15 protein-coding genes are annotated in these 15,402 nt (G+C 65.3%); 11 read left to right on the top strand and 4 right to left on the bottom strand.

All coding sequences use genetic code 11. From position 1 onward, the window contains the following. Positions 1-8: 8 nt before the first annotated feature. Positions 9-1,346, bottom strand: a complete 1,338-nt coding sequence (locus tag EVU97_RS06945) for an EsaB/YukD family protein (RefSeq protein WP_129664578.1) — start codon at positions 1,344-1,346, stop codon at positions 9-11. 2 nt (positions 1,347-1,348) lie between these two features. Beyond that, positions 1,349-1,669 carry a hypothetical protein gene (locus tag EVU97_RS06940; RefSeq protein WP_129664576.1) on the bottom strand — a complete coding sequence of 107 codons (321 nt, stop codon included), beginning with the start codon at positions 1,667-1,669 and terminating at the stop codon, positions 1,349-1,351. Positions 1,670-1,906: 237 nt separating this feature from the next. Here EVU97_RS06940 and EVU97_RS06935 point away from each other — a divergent pair, with 237 nt between their 5' ends. The 11 genes from EVU97_RS06935 to EVU97_RS06885 all read left to right on the top strand — a co-directional run bounded on the left by EVU97_RS06935 (position 1,907) and on the right by EVU97_RS06885 (position 13,268). After that, positions 1,907-2,251 carry a hypothetical protein gene (locus tag EVU97_RS06935; RefSeq protein WP_319803795.1) on the top strand — a complete coding sequence of 115 codons (345 nt, stop codon included), beginning with the start codon at positions 1,907-1,909 and terminating at the stop codon, positions 2,249-2,251. Positions 2,252-2,276: 25 nt separating this feature from the next. Continuing rightward, a complete protein-coding gene (locus EVU97_RS06930; RefSeq protein WP_118913403.1) occupies positions 2,277-2,585 on the top strand; it encodes a pore-forming ESAT-6 family protein in 309 nt (102 codons plus the stop codon). Positions 2,586-2,681: 96 nt separating this feature from the next. Then, the gene (locus EVU97_RS06925) at positions 2,682-3,050 is read left to right on the top strand and encodes a DUF6507 family protein (protein WP_129664574.1); all 369 of its coding nucleotides are present in this window, start codon (positions 2,682-2,684) and stop codon (positions 3,048-3,050) included. Next, the gene (locus EVU97_RS06920) at positions 3,043-5,112 is read left to right on the top strand and encodes a hypothetical protein (RefSeq protein WP_129664572.1); all 2,070 of its coding nucleotides are present in this window, start codon (positions 3,043-3,045) and stop codon (positions 5,110-5,112) included. The genes EVU97_RS06925 and EVU97_RS06920 overlap by 8 nt, the downstream gene beginning before the upstream one ends. Positions 5,113-5,174: 62 nt before the next feature. Continuing rightward, positions 5,175-5,966 (top strand): hypothetical protein, encoded by a 792-nt coding sequence (locus EVU97_RS06915; protein ID WP_129664570.1) that lies wholly within the window; start codon positions 5,175-5,177, stop codon positions 5,964-5,966. A 310-nt stretch (positions 5,967-6,276) separates the two neighbouring features. Next, positions 6,277-7,068, top strand: coding sequence for a hypothetical protein (locus EVU97_RS06910; RefSeq protein ID WP_129664568.1), 792 nt, complete (start codon positions 6,277-6,279; stop codon positions 7,066-7,068). A 429-nt stretch (positions 7,069-7,497) separates the two neighbouring features. Beyond that, positions 7,498-8,070, top strand: a complete 573-nt coding sequence (locus tag EVU97_RS06905) for a hypothetical protein (protein ID WP_129664566.1) — start codon at positions 7,498-7,500, stop codon at positions 8,068-8,070. 47 nt (positions 8,071-8,117) lie between these two features. Further along, positions 8,118-8,609, top strand: a complete 492-nt coding sequence (locus EVU97_RS06900) for an SMI1/KNR4 family protein (protein ID WP_129664564.1) — start codon at positions 8,118-8,120, stop codon at positions 8,607-8,609. Positions 8,610-9,115: 506 nt separating this feature from the next. Then, complete coding sequence (locus EVU97_RS06895; protein WP_129664562.1) at positions 9,116-10,180, top strand: ParA family protein; 1,065 nt, start codon at positions 9,116-9,118, stop codon at positions 10,178-10,180. Between the two features lie 477 nt (positions 10,181-10,657). After that, positions 10,658-11,692: a hypothetical protein gene (locus tag EVU97_RS06890; RefSeq protein WP_129664560.1), complete on the top strand. Its 1,035-nt coding sequence runs from the start codon at positions 10,658-10,660 to the stop codon at positions 11,690-11,692. 391 nt (positions 11,693-12,083) lie between these two features. Beyond that, a complete protein-coding gene (locus EVU97_RS06885; protein ID WP_129664558.1) occupies positions 12,084-13,268 on the top strand; it encodes a serine/threonine-protein kinase in 1,185 nt (394 codons plus the stop codon). A gap of 78 nt (positions 13,269-13,346) precedes the next feature. On the opposite strand, the gene EVU97_RS06880 is transcribed toward EVU97_RS06885, so the two are convergent. Further along, entirely contained in the window at positions 13,347-14,663 is a 1,317-nt protein-coding gene (locus EVU97_RS06880; protein ID WP_129664556.1) for a hypothetical protein, read from the bottom strand. 62 nt (positions 14,664-14,725) lie between these two features. Continuing rightward, positions 14,726-15,388 carry a nucleoside triphosphate pyrophosphatase gene (locus EVU97_RS06875; RefSeq protein ID WP_047311868.1) on the bottom strand — a complete coding sequence of 221 codons (663 nt, stop codon included), beginning with the start codon at positions 15,386-15,388 and terminating at the stop codon, positions 14,726-14,728. Positions 15,389-15,402 lie beyond the last annotated feature (14 nt).

Genomic DNA, 15,402 nt, shown 5'->3' with positions numbered 1-15,402 from the left:
GGGACGGGTCACTTCTGAAAGGTCTGGGTGAGAGCGGAGTAGACGCCGAAGTGTCCGACGAGCAGCGGCACGACGAGGAGGGCGACCCCCGCTTCGATGCGATCGGCCAGAAGTCGGCCACGAGCAGTGACGTGAGCCGGCGCTCGCAGGTGGGGGCCCGCGAGGCTGATGAGACCGGCGAGGACGAGCAGGGCGATGACGATCCCGTCAATCGTCGATCGCTCGAGATGGTCGGCGAGTGCCGCACCGACGAGGGTGAGAATCACGACGCCGGTCAACGCGAGGGGGAGTCGTTCGATGCCGAGCGGGAAGTGGCGTGATCGCAGGAGCAGCAGGATGCCCCAGGCTGCGATGAGCGGCAGGTCCCAACGCCAGGTCGCGTTCACCCCTCGCGTGACGACGGCAGCCGCGACGACGCTCGAGCCGGCGAACCACAGGAGCGATGAGGCGAGCGCGCGGTGCGCAGTGGCGAGAACGGTGACGACCACGTCGCGCCGCAGCGTCGCGCCGTTGCTCCTCGCATCGTCGAGTGCGTTCAAGCCGGCGAGCGCTACCGCGATGCGTGGCGCGAGGCCGAGGAGGAAGGCGCATGCGACGCCGACGCACGCCGCGCCGGTGCGATGATCCACCGGCAGACGCCAGGCTCCCGCCCACGTCACGGCGACGAGGACGATCGTGGAGATGAGCACTACCGCCCCGCGATAGGAACGGCGATGGATTTCGCGCGCCAGTTGGACGCCGCCGATCACCGCAGCCGCAAGAATGATTACGTGCGGAGCATCGGGCCGAACTGAGTGTGCGTAAAGGCCAGTGGCGACGAGGGCTGTGGTGCACAGGGCCATGCTGTGCACGGTGAAGCGCCGGGACAGTGCGGCGGCACCCAGCAGGCAGACGACGACGAGGACGGCCGCGCCACGACCGAGGAACTCAGGGCGCCAGGTGGAGAGCAGCCACAACGCAATGACGAAGCATGACGCGCCCAGCGCGGCGCTCACGAGTCCGGGAGCGCTCCACCGGTTCTCGGTGTCCAACGGGGGAAGCTCGTCCTCGACGACATCGGCCACATCGAAAACGATGGGCTCCGGTAGCGCGTCCTGCGTGCTGGTCAGGTAGAGCCATGCGCCGTCGGCGATGTTTTCGTCGGCCAGAGTCGAGCGCTCCGACAGGGCGGGCCCGCCCATTCGGTTGAGTACCGTGCGCGTCGCTTCGTCGCTACCTCGGCGCGGGTCGCCGACGATTTCGCTCAGGCGCGGCAGGATCGTCGCGATGGGCTGATCGCTGGGCAGGAGCAGCTCGGCGTTCTTGCCGACCCCGGAGACGGTGACGCGGGTGAGAGTGGGGGCCATGGCTACCTGGTGCTTCCTGAGGTCGAAGTCGTACCGGCACGGCTCGTCGTCGATGATGCCGGTGAGGGCGCGTGCGAATTCGTCACGACGGGCGCGTTGCGCTGACGTTCCTGCTGAGCCTGCTTGTCGAGAAGGTTTGCGACGAAGGACGTGGCGACGCAGCCCGCGCAGAGCACGGCGGCGGCGATGACGCCAAACACGAGTGGCTTGACGTGGTCTTGGGCTTGTCGGCGCCAACGCTCCGGCCCGAAGAAGAAAGCGTTACGCAGGCGACCACGACGCAGGGTGACCGATTCGACGATCTGCTGGTCGAACTTGCGCACACCCGATCCTTCCCCGCGACGACGACGCCTCTGACTCGCGCATCGTAGGCGACCTCTCGGGGTGGCGACCAATTGCGGTCGCTCGCGTTTTGAGTTGATATTTCAACCATTCCCGCCTGCGCCCGCCAGAAGGTGGACTGTGTATCCATCCGATTGATTTCGCCCCTATGGATCGGTTTGTATAGTCACCGAGAGGCGTTTCCGTCCGCGTGAGTGGGAACGCAAGTTCGAGGAGGGATGGCAAACATGAAGTTCGACATGGGTAGTGACGCTCTGGGAACGCTGACGAAATCGACGGGAGGTTCTTCCGACGAACTGGTCCGCCTCGTGCGCCAGTTGGTCGACGCTGCGAGTCCGATGGAGGGCAAGTTCAACGGTGCCGGGCGTGCCAAGTTCGATTCCTTCAAGCAGCGCGTCGACGAGATCACGAACGACCTGAGCAGTTCGCTGTCGGCCATCAACCAGGGCCAGAGCGAGATGAACACCGCCACGCAGACCGGTGACCAGGACGCGGCAGATGACTGGTCGCGCAGCGAGGGCAACGCCAACTTCGATGGTGCGCGCTTCAGCGCCAACCGCTGACCGGACGAGAGAGGACTGACAACGCATGGCAACTTCTGACCGTATTTCTTTCGACACCGACGCGTCGTCGAATGTTCAGGGCGACATCCAGAGCATCGTTGCGCGCTTGGAGACGCTGATGAGCGAGCGTGACCGTCAGGTCTCCACGGCGATGTCCGACTTCCAGATGGACGGCGCCTCTGACGAGTACCAGCACGTCGAGACTCGCTGGAAGAACGCCTCGACGGAGGTCAAGGGCATCATTGCCCTCGTGAAGTCGACGCTGTCGACCAACGACCAGACGGCCACGACGACGCAGTCGAAGACGCGAACGGCCATTTCGAACATCGGGTGATGCGGCGCAGACGCGTGGGGCTCGGTGCGCAGATGCTCCGCCCCACGCGTCTCAGTCGTGGTCGTGCGGCAGGGAGGGAACACCGTGAGTTATGACGTGGATGTCAGCCAGTGCAATGTCGTGTCCAACAACGTCGCGACGGACATGAAGGATTACGACGCGGCGAACAAAGCGATGGGCAAAGCCACGCAGGCTGCCGCGACGGATTCGAAGTCAACCCTTGTCGCCACCGCGATCAACGGCTATGTAGCGCACGCCTACAACACGGACGTTCAGTCGATCAGCACGCTGACGAACAACGCCCGCAGCGGCTTGGCCGAAGCCTTGGGCTACATCGCGTCGGGCGACGACGAGATGGCACATTCCTCGATTGTGTCGCTCGACAAGACCGACGGCGTGGGGGACAACGTACCGAAGGGCACACCCGCCCAGGCACCTGCTGCGAAGGGAAACGGCAGTGACTGATTCAGGCCTCTATCCGGGCAAGCTGCCGGTCCTGGCGAATGCGGCAGGGCTCGAGACACAGGCGAAGGAGATTCGCACCCAGGGTGCGAAGATTTCGACGACGGCCACGACGATCCACAAGGAGTGGCAGAAGCTTGCGGCGCATTTCAAATCGCCTGACACCGCGACCCTGACGGCTGCGCTCAAGCCCGGCATCACCGATGGTGACTCGGTCAAGACAGATGCCGAGACCGTTGCCAAGGCGCTGGAGGCGTACGCGAAGACGGAGCGCACGCTGCAGGCGCGCAAGACGACGCTGTTGACCGACATCGCCAACTTCGACAAGTCCATCGAGGGCGATGACGAGTGGAAGAAGGACGAGGACAAGGTCAAGGCGCAGCAGGCCCTTGTCGGGCGTATGAACCAGTTGGCCGCTGACCATACGGCGGCCGAGATCACGTGTCAGAACGCGATCGCTGCGATCTACGGAGGTGTGCGCTACCGCCAGCAGGGAGCTGACGGCGGGGAAGCGCCGAACGGTGAGCAGCATTACGGCTACACGAAGGAAGTGCTCGACTCGGCGGCAGGTGCCGGTGACCTGCCCTGGGCGAAGGTGGCCGAGTGGGACAAACCGTGGTACCGCGACGTGTGGGACGGTGTGAAGTCGTTCGGGTCGGGGTTGTGGGAGAGCGTCAAGGGAACGGTGACGGGCCTGAAGGCCATGCTGAATCCGTTTGACTGGAAAACGTTCTCGAGCACGTGGAAGGGGGTCGGCACCCTTGCCCTCGACGTAGCCGTGGCGACGAGCCCAGTGGCCACTGTGCTCATGCCGGAGCGGGCGAAGGAGTCGCGGACGCGGCTCAAGCAGGTTGGCACCGCTCTGCTGAACGTCGAGGAGTGGAAGCGCAACCCGGCCAAGGCGGCGGGCATGCTGACTGGTGATGTTCTGCAGACACTCATCCCGGGCGTGGGTGGTGGCCGAGCAGTGGTTGTCGCCGGTAGGGCCAGCAGGGTCGTCGGCCGAGCCGGTCAGGTTGCCACGAAGTTGGGAGCCTCTGAACGCGTCGTCAAGACGTCAACGGACGCGGTGACCAAGACGATGAACACGGTTGCGTTCAAGATCGATGATGTGGGTCACGCAACGCGTCAGGCGGGTTATCGCGTCACCAACCCAGTGATGGATCGCGTGGTGCCGCATGTCGATCGCGCTCGCGCCACGATCACGAGGTTCAACAACCAGGTGTCCCCCTATGTTCGAGCGGCGGGCGACGCGGTTGTGGAACCGTGGGAGCGTAAGTCATCAACCGCTCACGCTGTGAGCAACCAGAACGGTACCGCGGCGGTGCGCCGGGGCGCTCCGGGTGGCATCCCCGGCTTCGGCCCGGAGCGTGACTTCGCGACCCTTCTCAAGACGCGTCAAGAGCAAGTGGCGACGACGCGTCCGCCGGGTGGTGGTTCCGGTAGCGGCAATGGACACCTGCCGGCCGCAGCCGATCCGAGCTATGTGCCGAAGGAGGGCGAGGTTCTTCTCCGCCCTCGTGACAAGTGGAGCGAGGGGCAGAGGGCGGAGTTCACCAAGAAGGTGGACGGTCTCAACGACGCAATCGACAAGAAGGGTGATGTCACCTATGTCAAGGAGAAGGCGCCCCGCACGTCCACCCGTGCGCGGGTGATGTCAGACTTTGCGGATAGGGCGTACGCGCAGCGTGTTTCGGGGGGATCGATGCCGAGGGAATTCGAGCGCATGAAGGTTCCGGCCGATGTCCAGGCGAAAATCGAGGCTGCGGCTGTGAGGGCTGAAAGCAGTCGTGTTGGTTCACTCAGTAAGAGCCAGTACGAGGGCATCATTCGCGAGGAGTTGCGTAAGTACGATCTCGATCACACGCGTGATTTGCAGGTGGGCGGCTTGGATGATGCGGAGTCGAATATGCAGTGGTTGGAGCGTTCGGTGAATCGTAGTGTTGGTGCGCAGTTGCGTAATCAGGGGCGGCGAGTTGTGAATCCTTTCGTCAAGAGCGAAAGATACGACGTGCCGGGTACGGGTACGCAGGTCACTGAGTTTGTGGCGGGGGCGGCGCGGTGAGTTGGTTTCGCGGTATCAAGTGGGAGGAGTACAGCCAGGTTCCCCCGGCGACGTTGGCGTGTGTGGATGAGGCCCTGTCGTTGTGGGATCGGAGCATTTCAGCACTCGCGAATGAGTATTTGGGTCCGGAGATTCGTTCTGAGTTGGCGACCGAGGCCGGTTTCTTTGAGGGGTGCCGCAATGTGGCGATGTTGGCGACGGTGATGGGGCAGCGGGAAGTTGCTGTCGCGTTGATGCGCGCTCGGGCGACCTATGAGGAAGGCATTCCTGGCATTCATGCGCGCGGGTTGAGCAGGGGCGCGCTTCATTGGTGTGCTCAGGTGTTGAGCTTGCCGGGTTGGGAGCGGTTGTTTTTTGATCCGTGCGATGCGGATGATCTGGGGCTGGAGCTGACGTCTGAGATTCTTAGCTTTCCGGTGACTCAGTACTTCATTGCTGGCTCTGATGCGACCAGGGATTCGTATTGGTCGAGCGATCAGGTAACGAGCATGAGGTATTTGTTGCAGGACATGGCAAAGATGGCTGCGTATCGTTTTTGGCCTGCGTATAACGATTTGGGGTTGTCGGCTCAGGATTTTGAGGATGAGTTGGTGGCTGATGCGGGGTTGTTGCGGCGGGTGTTGGGGTTGAGTTCGGCGTTGCCGGTTTTTGAGGTGGATGAGCGCGTGGATTTGCCGGATGGGTTCAAGGGTTTGTTGCCGTATCGGCGTTCTGAGCGGACGAGTTTGGCTCGTCGTCGTGCGCTGGGGAAGTTGCCTCCTGCGGAGGTTTCGGGTGCGAGTGTGCCTGCGGGCCCGTATGGGTCGGCGCGGTATGAGGCGTGGTTGGAGCAGGAGCGTCAGCGCAATCTCTGAGGTGGCCCATGAGTGATGGGGTGTTGTGTGCGTTCGCTCTCGATCGCCCGCGTGATGTGCAGGTTGGCGGTTTGGATGATGCGGAGTCGAATGTGCAGTGGTTGGAGCGTTCGGTGAATCGTAGTGTTGGTGCGCGGTTGCGTAATCAGGGGCGGCGAGTTGTGAATCCTTTCGTCAAGAGCGGAAGTTTCCGAGGGCCTGGTACGGGTACGCAGGTCACTGAGTTTGTGGCGGGGGCGGCGCGGTGAGTTGGTTTCGCGGTATCAAGTGGGAGGAGTACAGCCAGGTTCCCCCGGCGACGTTAGCGTGTGTGGATGAGGCCCTGTCGTTGTGGGATCGGAGCATTTCACGGCTGGCGAATGAGTATTTGGGTCCGGAGATTCGTTCTGAGTTGGCGACCGAGGCCGGTTTCGCTGAGGGGTGCCGCAATGTGGCGATGTTGGCGACGGTGATGGGGCAGCGCGACGTTGCTGTCGCGTTGATGCGTGCCCAGGCGACCGAGGATCAGGGCAAGGATGGTCTGGTGGCGCGCGGGATGGAGCGCGGCGCGCTTCATTGGTGTGCTCAGGTGTTGAGCTTGCCGGGTTGGGAGCGGTTGTTTTTTGATCCGTGCGATGCGGATGATTTGGGGCTGGAGCTGACGTCCAAAGCGCTGGGCTTCCCAGTGACGCGTCGCTTTATCAACGGTTCCGACATGAATTGTGATGAATATTGGGCGCATGATCGCGTCGTGGGCGTCAAGAATTTGTTGCAGAATATTGCAAAGATGGCTGCGTATCGTTTTTGGCCTGCGTATAACGATTTGGGGTTGTCGGCTCAGGATTTTGAGGATGAGTTGGTGGCTGATGCGGGGTTGTTGCGGCGGGTGTTGGGGTTGAGTTCGGCGTTGCCGGTTTTTGAGGTGGATGAGCGCGTGGATTTGCCGGATGGGTTCAAGGGTTTGTTGCCGTATCGGCGTTCTGAGCGGACGAGTTTGGCTCGTCGTCGTGCGCTGGGGAAGTTGCCTCCTGCGGAGGTTTCGGGTGCGAGTGTGCCTGCGGGCCCGTATGGGTCGGCGCGGTATGAGGCGTGGTTGGAGCAGGAGCGTCAGCGCAATCTCTGAGGTGGCCCATGAGTGATGGGGTGTTGTGTGCGTTCGCTCTCGATCGCCCGCGTGATGTGCAGGTTGGCGGTTTGGATGATGCGGAGTCGAATGTGCAGTGGTTGGAGCGTTCGGTGAATCGTAGTGTTGGTGCGCGGTTGCGTAATCAGGGGCGGCGAAATGTCCAATCCCCTTCTTCAGGAGAAGAGAGTACCGAGGGCGGGGGAGAGGACCCGTTCAGCGAACGGCATTCGAGGTGGAGGTGAACGCTCGTGCGACGAGTGGCCGACTCAGCGCGGGAAAGATCCGTTTGCTTCCTTGGTCCGGTCGGGCGGTGAATCTGTCCCGGCGTGTGGGTGCCACCCTGCTAGTGTCGGCTTTCCGGCCCAGCGGCGTTCCGAGTTCGCCCGGCCGACCCAACTGCCCGCAACACGAGAGGTTCTCATGTCGTTGACACTCACGGCCACCGACGCCGACACGCGACCTTACGAGGCGACTCTCCTCGACGGGGTTCTCTCCGAACGCAACGTTGCTGGAGCGACGTTCAACAACGGGTTGCTCCGCTTCCACAACGCGGCATCTGCCGAACTCGCGCAGCAGAACCTGTACGAATTCTTCGGCGATCGCGCGAGTGAGCTCACCCCCTTCGCCTTCGACTGGCGCGGCCGTCACTTCTGCCGGGTGCAGCTCGACGGCGAAGACATGGCGCTGCGGGCGGACAGTGCGTTCAATGAAGCGAGCCCCCTCACCGACTACGCCGGTACCGTCGCTTTCCTCCTCGACGACCCCGGGGCCGTCGAATTCCTTGAAGAAGCAGTGATGCAAGAAGCCTTCGCAGCCCTGCAGATCTTCGGCCTGCGATTCACCGACTGCATCGGCCTGAAGGTTCCTGCGTTCCTCGGAGGCGAAGAAACCATCGCCAACATGGAGGTCAACGACATGGACGTCTACTGGAGCTTCAACGCCCAGGTGTACAACCAAGTGAAAGACACGCCTCCCGGAACGCCGATCCGCCTCGGGTGACCGGCGCTCCCCATGCCCACACATCACGTCGACGAGGAGATACCAGCATGACCGACGACCAGCAGCTCCTGGCCAACCTTGAGCGGATCGCGACGCGCGAGGAGCTCGTCTGGAACGATGCTGCCGATCCGGATGAGCTCGAGAGCCTGGAGGCATCCCTCGGAATCGAGGTTCCGAGCGCGTACCAAAGGGTTCTGGAGTGGCACGACGGCACCGACGATCGTGAATTCTGCTCGATCGAGGAGTCCGTAGAGGCAGCCGAAGAACTCCTCGAGTTGTGGGAAGACGTCGTCGAGGAGGGCAACCTCGACCCGAGCGAGCGCAACATCGAACCCGGCACCGGATGCGTCAAGGACGGTGACTTCGTCAAGGGGTGGGTGCCGTTCTACGACTACGGGACCGGAGCGTTCGACCTGCTCGACTGCAACCCCGGCCCGAACGGCTCACACGGTCAGGTCATCCACTACGACCCGGATGGCACGAACGCTGTCACTCACCCTACGCTCGCAGCCTGGGCAGCCGAGCGCGCCGCACACTGACGGCGACCCCCACCTGCGCATCGCCCGTGCTTCGTGGCGATGCCGTCACCACACTGGAGAACTGCACTATGGCGTCGCACCACCTAACCGTCTTCGGTAACGAGGTTGCCCTCGACGGCCGCTCCATCGATGTTCCCGCGGGAGCCAACCCGCACACCATCGCCGTGCGAGCCGCCAAGGAGATGGCGAGTGCTGAATCGAAACCCGGCGAGAGCGTGCACATCGAAGTACGCAACGATCAGGGAGTGTTTCCCCTCGTCATCACGGACGGTGAAGTGAGCGCAGGCCGCGTCGAACCGACCGCGTCCGACGCAGGGTCCGCGGACACGGGCGAACCTGCCAACTCGCGCGGGATCGAATCTGCCACCGAGCCTTCCCGAGCAGAGCCAGCCGCTGGCACTATGCAGAGTCTCCACTCGGCCGAGGGCGCGAGTACGCCAAGAGCACCAGAACCGGCGGATGATGACCCGCCGGCGGCCACTGGCTGGAAGGACGGTGGTGACATCGTGACGTCCCTGCGCTCGGCGTGGGCGGCCAACGCCGAAGTCCGCCCCCTGCCAGGCCCGCAGCCGGCCGCGAAGGCGTCCGACGTATCTCAAGCGACACCTGTGTTCGCTCCGCCAGAGCCGCGCGCGCCTGAGGCACACCGGCCCTTTGACCACACGTTCATCGAGAAGCACCGCACCGAGACGCCCACCCCAGCCCCCGTCGGCGGATTCGCGGGCGTGCTCGCCCAGTTCGGCATTGGTGGCCCGAGCCAGGCACAGCAGGCCGAGGAAGCGGACAAGATCGCCGTCTCGAAGGTGTGGACCCGGCCCAAGGGCATTGCCGTCGCCAACGGTAAGGGTGGCTCAGGCAAGACGCCGACATCGCTGTACCTTGCCGCGATGTTTGCTCGCCTCGGGGGCGGCATGGTGTTGGTCGACGACAACAACACCTTCCGCGGTGCCGCCGGCTGGCAGACGGAGAACGCCGCGCACGGTGCCACGAAGGAAGACCTCATCGCCGCGCTACCCACCTTTGACGGGTCGGAGCGCGCGGCTGACATGGCGCGCTTCACCCACCACCAGACGACGGACCGCTACGACGTTCTGCAGTCCCGCCCGCAGAAGCTGGCGCGCGACCAGGCGCTCGACGACGCTGAGTTTGATGCGATCCAGGAGTTGCTTCGTCGTTTTTATCGGGTTGTCGTGTTCGACTCCGGCAACGACGAGTCGGCACCGAACTGGCTGCGCATGATCCATCACAGCGACGCGCTCGTCGTGCCTACTGCCACCACGCCGAAGCACTGCGAATCAGCGAAGCTGCTGCTCGAGGCGCTCACGGCCGCCGGCGGGCACGGAGCCGAACTGGCGCGAAACGCGGTCATCGTCGTGTCGCACGCCTCGACGAACGACCCAGCACCCGAGCAGGTCGCCCCGCGGTTCGAGGGCATGGCCCGTGAGGTGCTGACCATCCCGCACGACCCGGCGATGGCGCGCGAATGGTTGAGGTGGGACGACCTGGCTCCGCGCACGCAACGCGCGTGGCTCGCCGTTGGTGCAGCAATTGCCCGTGGCCTCGAGGATTGACCTGTGACGCGTCTCGACCTGGTCGTCGACGGCGGGCGAGCCCTCGTTGACGGAACACCGCTTGAGCTTCCTCCCGGCGCGGATCCAGCCGCGGCCCTCGTGGCTCACGCGCAGGACCGAGCTCGAATCGAGGGGCCGGTGTTGGCGCACCTGCGCGACGGAGCGGGCACGGATGTGTGGGTGAACGTGGGTGCGGACGGTGCAGTGACTCCGGCGGAGGAGCCGAACCTGGACTCTGACCCGGTGTCGGCACCCCCGACAGCCCTGAGTGCGTGGAGCACCGAGCCGCGGCAGCCGGGCGGGCGTGGCTGGAGCAATCGGTTCAAGCGCGATGACGTGGCACCTTCGCGGCGCGCCCTGCTCGTCGGCGGCAGCGCGATCGGTGCGCTTGCACTGGCAGGCGGTGGGTGGGCACTCGCCACTGCAGGCGATGACGAGCGGCCCCCGGAACCAGCCTCGACGACACCCTCTCGCTCGGTGATACTTCCTAACGGGCAGAACGCACCTGCGGGATGGCTGGAGCAGGCAGTTTGGTCGGTCGAAGACGTCGCCGATCCGAAGCCGCAGGTCGATGTGCGTGACGGCATGTTCGCCGTGCTCACCCAACCTCCGGGCACCGGAGCCGTCGAGGTCGTGGTGGCAGGTGCGCGCGATGGCCGCAGACGGTGGAGCAAAACGCTCGAAGTAGGCGAGATCGTCACGGACGGCCCGTTCATCCTGAACCGGGACGGCAAGCTCATCGTCTTCGTGGCGACGCCGAAGCGCCTTCTCGGCTGGGAGCTTCGAACCGGTGTTTCCTTCGCGGATCACGCCTTCACCACGGAGGACGCGAGTGTCGGTTTCGGCTTGTTGGGTGCCTGGATCGGCACTGGCGGACGGCGGTTCTACGGGTTGACAAAGAAAGGCCTGGCTCCGTTCGACATCCCGGACAAGGCATCGTGCTTCGGCACAATCGGTGACCGCATGTTGGTGGTCGATTCCGGGGCGCAGGCATGGAAGCTCGAGTCCGGGAAGCCAGAGCCCGAGCCCGTCAAGTTGCAGGGCCCCAAGGACGCCACGCCCGGCGGGGTGGTCGCTGTCACGGACGAAGTGCTCATTCTGGCGTGGAACACGTGGCGGAACGTAGCGCTGCGGGCGTACGACCTCAAGACGCTCAAGCCCCGCTGGACGACGCCGTCGGAGCCGCGCTGGGAGGCATACCTCGGTACGGCTCGGATTGCGCCTGACCAGACTTGGGCCACTGTGGGAAACCGCCGTGTTGATCTCACCTCGGGCAAGGCATCCGTCATCGCAGCCAAGTGGACGCCTGTCGCCATCTCGGACGGCTTCGCGTGGGGTAACGATGGTTCATACATCCTCGCCTGTGACAGATCGGGCGAGCTCGTGTCGGGGAAGCCGACACACCGGTCCAACGAGACCGTCATCGTTGTGGCCGGGTACGGCGATCAGGCGTTCGCCACGTCCGCTGCATACGGAACGCCGACGTTGTATTCGCTGAACCGCGCTGTGTGACGGGTCGATGCGTGCGTCGGCCGACTGATGGCGCAGACTAGTTTCCCGCTCCCGAGTCCATCGATGGGTTCACGAGAGCTGGGACGGACCCGGCGTTGGAGATGTCCCCATGCGGCGAAGGGCAACTCGGTCGTCGCGTGCACCAAGCCACCTCGACGTAATTGACAGACGCGAGGGGCGGTCCGGCACCGATCGGTTCGTCAGCTGACGTTTGGTGGTGAACACGCACGGCTCGACGTGAGCAGCATCTGTGCCACACCGCAGCATCGCTCGAAGGAACCCCGCCGCGAGCGACGACGTCGTAGGTCGAGACCGCAAGGAGAATCACAGCTGCGCTGCACGCCCGCGCCCGTGATCCGTATCCTTGACTCGACGCAGGGGAGGAGCAGGCATGGGTGAGATGTTCGCGGGCCGGTACGAGCTGGTCGACCAGATCGGCGAAGGCGGAATGGGGTCCGTCTGGCGCGTCCACGACCACAAGTCGCGCCGTCTCGTCGCCGCCAAACTGCTGCGCCAGTCGGACGCCGGCTCGCTCCTGCGCTTCATGCGCGAGCAGGGCATGCGCATCGAGCACAGCCACGTCGTCACGCCGCTCGGCTGGGCCGGTGAGGACGGGCGCGTCATCTTCACGATGCCCCTCATCGACGGCGGCTCCATCTCCGACCTCATCAAGGATCACGGCGCGCTGCCGTACCCGCTCGTCGCCGAACTCATGCGCCAGATGCTCGACGGTCTCGACGCCTGCCACAGCGCCGGCATCGTCCACCGCGACATCAAGCCGGCCAACATCCTGCTCGAAGCCACCGGAATGGGCGTGCCCTCGGCCTGGATCACCGACTTCGGCATCGCCGTCAGCGTCGACGCACCGCGCCTCACGAGCAACGAGATGGTTCTCGGAACGCCGGGCTACATGTCGCCCGAGCAGGCCAAGGGCGACGATCCCGACCCCCGCCAGGATCTGTACTCCGCCGGCATGATGGGCATCCACATGCTCACCGGCGTGCGCCCGGGCAACACCACGCGCACCCGACGCGACGACCTTCCGCCGCGCCCCGCCGACGTGCCGGACTCGCTGTGGAACGTCCTCGTCGCACTGGCCGACCCCGTCGCCAGCAGGCGTCCCGCCAACGCTCGCGACGCCATGTCCTGGCTCCTGCTCCCCGAGAACGCCTGGCACGACGCGGCCGCCCGCAACATCCCCGACCGTCTGCCCCCGATGGAGTCCTCGGGCGACTTCGTCCAGCTCCACGCCGGAGCCGCAGCCCGCGCCCTCGATGGCTTCACTGACTCCTCCGCCGCGCCGCAGACGCTCATCGACGGCGCGCCGGTGCCGCAGCGCCGCAAGGTCAAGACGTGGATGGCGGCGCCCGCCGGCCTGCTCGCCGCCCTCGTCGCCGGCTTCGCGCTCTGGCAGCCCTGGGGTGCCGGCGACGGCGCGTACGACGCCAACCACGCCAGCACCGGGGGCACCTGCTACTTCAGCGATGCCGGGTCCGTGGCCACGACGTCGAGCGGCAAGCAACTCACCTGCACCTATCAGGACGACGGCAGCTACATATGGCAGAAGGCGGACTGATCACCCGCCCCTGGCGTACGACGCAGCGCCCGAGCCGAAACCGGATCGGGCGCTGCTTTCATGTGGGAAGCGTGGCGGTCAGGAGTTATCGCGGCGCCACAGAACGAAAGCCAACCCGGCCACCGCGCCCAGGCCAAGCACGAGCGCTCCACCCCAGAGCAGCGGGTTCGAACCCGAGGTGCCCTCGGTGCTCAGGGTGGCAGGGGCCGGCTGTGCGACGTCCATGGCGGGGCCCTCGTTGGCGTTGCCCTGCACGCGCACCGAAATGACCGACGGAATCGTCTTCGACTCGTCCAGCTTGTCCGAGGACGACGACGGCGTGACGTCGAGTGCCACGTAGTACCAGCCCGGCATCGCCTGCCACTGCACGCTGTCGTCGCCGCCCGTCTCGCGGTCGGCGTTGCCGTAGTCGATGGGAGCCGTGTAGGCGCCGAGCTGCTTCGGGTCGGTGCCCGAGGAGGTCGACTTGAACAGGTACCCGGTGTTCGAACCGGAGCCCGAGACCGTCACCTCGGTGAGCGCGGGGTTGTAGACCTGCAGATCGAGGTTCATGTCCTGCGTCGGGTTGTAGCCGCTGCCGTTCTTCGGCACTTCCCAGCCGACGGACATGCGCTGGCCCCAGCTGAGGTGGACGCGGAAGAACATGCGGCGTCCCGGTTGCGCCTCGACGGTGTACCCGCCTTCGGAGCTGGGAAGCGTCGTGGCGTTCGCGAAACCGGCGCCCGGTTCCATCGCCTGCGAGGCGTCGAGGGGCTGGGTGGAGAGGGCCTCGACGTCACCGCTCGGGGTCTTGACCTCGCCGTTCACCTTCGGAGTGCGCACGATCGCGATCTGCACGGGCATCGGCGTGGAGTTGTCACCGCTGTTGGTGCGCTTCACCTCGAGCCGGTAGGACGTGGCCTTGCGACACGCGTCGGCCGAATCGCCCGAGTCCGTGATGCGCTTCGACGCCTTGGGGTCAACGGCGACGTTCGTCTTGAGCAGGCCCGGGGCGCCCGTGGTGGAAAGGGAGTCGGTGGACGTGGCGCAGGTCGTCTCGCCGTCCGGCGTGGTCAGCTTGATCTCGAGGCCCTGCGAACCGTCGGAAACGCTCCACGCGTTGTTCTTCCAGGTGGCCGAGCCGAGCACGCCGATCTGGAGGCGCTCGCCCTCACCCCGGGAAATGGACGCGTAGCGGGAGGTCTCGTCGACGGGCAACGTCGTCTGATACATCCCCGGGTCGAGGGGAGTGCCGTCGCCGGAGGCCACACGGAGGTCGATGCTCTTGCCGCCCGTGGTGAAACCGTTACCGTCCGCCAACTTCGGCGCGCTCCACGCCGGTGCGGCGCTCGTCGTGGCGAGCCCGACGGTGACGGCGGTCGCTGCGAGCGCCTTCCTCGCGCGTGATGTCGTCATCCTCGTCCTCCCCGAATGTGCTGGTGACAGTGTGCCAAACCGGCGGGCCGTCCTGGGACGTTTCATCCGCGCGGTCGGTTCCACAGGGTGTGCCACTCGACGCCGATCTCGGCGAGCATCTCGCGCAGCAGCGGCAGACCGATCCCGACGACGGTGTGCGGGTCGCCTTCGATGCGCTCGACGTACGGGCCGGCCAGTCCGTCGATCGTGAAGGCGCCGGCGACGGCGAGCGGTTCGCCCGTGGCGACGTACGCCTCGATCTCGGCGTCGCTGATGTCGGCGAAGTGGACCTCGGTGCCCGAGACCGCCCCGAACGTGGCGCTCGTGCCGTCCTCGCGGTCGTCGATGACCCAGTGCCCCGTGAACAGCGTCGCGCTTCGACCGCGCATCTCCCGCCAGCGGGCCGCAGCGTCGCCCGCGTCGACCGGCTTGCCGAGCGTCCGGCCCTCGAACTCGAGCACCGAGTCGCAGCCGAGCATGAGCGCGCTCTCGGGCGCGTCGTCGGGGACGTCGCCCTCGGCGAAGCGGGAGGCGACCGCCTGGCACTTCGCGTGCGCGAGCAGCAGGGCGACGTCCTCGGCGGCCAGCGGCCCGTGATCCGCGCCCGCGGAGTCGAGTGCGGCCTGCTCGTCGACGTGGGAGACGAGGACGAATGGCTCGATGCCGGCCGACCTCAACGTGGCGAGGCGGGCGGGCGACTGCGAGGCGAGGACGAGTTCGGTCATGCGACCCAGGCTAT

The organism is Dermacoccus sp. 147Ba (genome assembly GCF_004151355.1).
GTDB lineage: Bacteria > Actinomycetota > Actinomycetes > Actinomycetales > Dermatophilaceae > Dermacoccus > Dermacoccus abyssi.
The sequence above is the reverse complement of the archived record's forward strand: the minus strand, read 5'-3'. Positions and strand labels throughout refer to the sequence as shown.